Annotated in this window: 2 protein-coding genes; one reads left to right on the top strand and one right to left on the bottom strand. The window is 70.1% G+C overall.

Annotation, left to right across the window (positions count from 1 at the left end; translation table 11 throughout):
* Positions 1-222 precede the first annotated feature (222 nt).
* Complete coding sequence (locus RMO12_RS11380; protein ID WP_309639373.1) at positions 223-762, bottom strand: hypothetical protein; 540 nt, start codon at positions 760-762, stop codon at positions 223-225.
* 202 nt (positions 763-964) lie between these two features.
* Between RMO12_RS11380 and RMO12_RS11375 the strand changes: the two genes are divergently transcribed.
* The coding region (locus tag RMO12_RS11375) for a nuclear transport factor 2 family protein (protein ID WP_405029666.1) at positions 965-1,620 on the top strand (656 nt) is incomplete at its 3' end.

The raw sequence follows: 1,620 nt of genomic DNA, 5'->3' as shown, positions 1-1,620 counted from the left end.
CCGCAATCCGCAATCCGCAATCCGCAATCCGCAGGCCGCCGGCGGGCCGGTTGCAGACGGCCTTTCGTTTCGATTGAAAGCGATTCCGTAAGGGCTCGAACTGCGTGCGCGACGCCGCACGATGATGACGCTGCTCGTGATGCGAGCGTGAGTACGCGCCGCGTGCCGAGCACTGCGGCGGCACGCGGCACTCACGCCCGGACCGCCAACCGAACCTCGAAGCTATTTGTTCAGCGGCCGGTCGCTGAGCGCGATCTCCAGCCCGTCGTTGCCGGCGCGGCCGAGGCCAGCGATGCGCGAGAGCGGCACGCCGCGGCCCACCAGGTAGTCGCGCACGCTGGCGGCGCGCTCCTGCACGAGCTGGGCCGAAGCCTTCTCGTCGGAGGGCGCGGCAATGCGAAGTTCGGTGGTGGCGGCATGCGGCTTGAAACCCACCGCCAATTGCTCGAGCACGGCGGCCAGCGGCGGCTTGACCACCGCGCGGCCGGGATCGAAGGCGAACTTCATCGGCACTTCAATGCGCAGCCGCTTGTCGGCAGTGGTCTCCACCGCGACCGGCGTGCCCTTGAGCGAGTCGACCAGGCGGGCGCGCTGCGCCTCCAATGCGGGCGAGAGACCGGAGCCGAACAGGCCGCCCAGCGAGGGCATCGAGGAGGGCGCGCCACTGGTGCTGCCCGGCGCGCGGGCCGGGCCGCTGGCGCAGCCGGGCAGCATGGCCAGCACGGCGGGGAGCAGCAGGGCGAAAGCGTGCGATGTCTTCATGAAAAACATTGCACCACGGCGCGCATCCCCCGCCGCCGGCACCCGTGAAGGTTTGTAAGCGCGCCAGGCCCGCGTCGGCGAGTTCCCGCGGGTTTTCGCTATGGCCTTTGCGGCGCCGCGCCGCAAGAGTCCTTCGCAGGCGCGGCCGAACAAACCAGTACCGCACGCGACGCGCCCGCGCAACCATCCCACGGAGACCTGCATGACCGACCTCTCGACCCACCCCACTCAGCGCGCCAGTGCCTGGCTGGCCGACTTTGCCAGTGCGCTGGAGCGCGCCGACATTGAAGGCGTGCAGGCCTTGTTCGCGCCCGAGAGCTATTGGCGCGACCTGGTCGCCTTCACCTGGAACATCAGCACACAGGAAGGGCCGGCGGCGATCGGCGACATGCTGCGCGCGCGGCTGACCGAGACGGCGCCGCGCAACTTTCAAGTGGAAGGCCAGGCGAGCGAAGCCGGCGGCGTGCTCGACGCCTGGTTTACCTTCGAAACGGCGGTGGCGCGCGGGCGCGGCCACTTGCGGCTGCAGGGCGGCAAGGCCTGGACCTTCCTCACCACCATGACGGAGCTGAAGGGCCATGAAGAAAAGACCGGCGCGGCGCGCGAGCGGGGCGTGCAGCACGGCGCCGACTCGGGCCGCCAGACCTGGCTGGAGCGGCGCCAGCAGGAAGACGCCGAACTCGGCATCACGACGCAGCCTGATGTGCTCATCATCGGCGGCGGCCAGGGCGGTATCGCGCTCGGCGCGCGGCTCAAGCGCCTGGGCGTGCCGGCCCTGATCATCGAGAAGAACGAGCGCCCCGGCGACTCCTGGCGCAAGCGCTACAAGTCGCTGTGCCTGCACGACCCGGTGTGGTA

Origin of the sequence: Methylibium sp. (assembly GCF_031393925.1) — a bacterium.
Lineage (GTDB): Bacteria > Pseudomonadota > Gammaproteobacteria > Burkholderiales > Burkholderiaceae_C > Methylibium.
The sequence above is the reverse complement of the archived record's forward strand: the minus strand, read 5'-3'. Positions and strand labels throughout refer to the sequence as shown.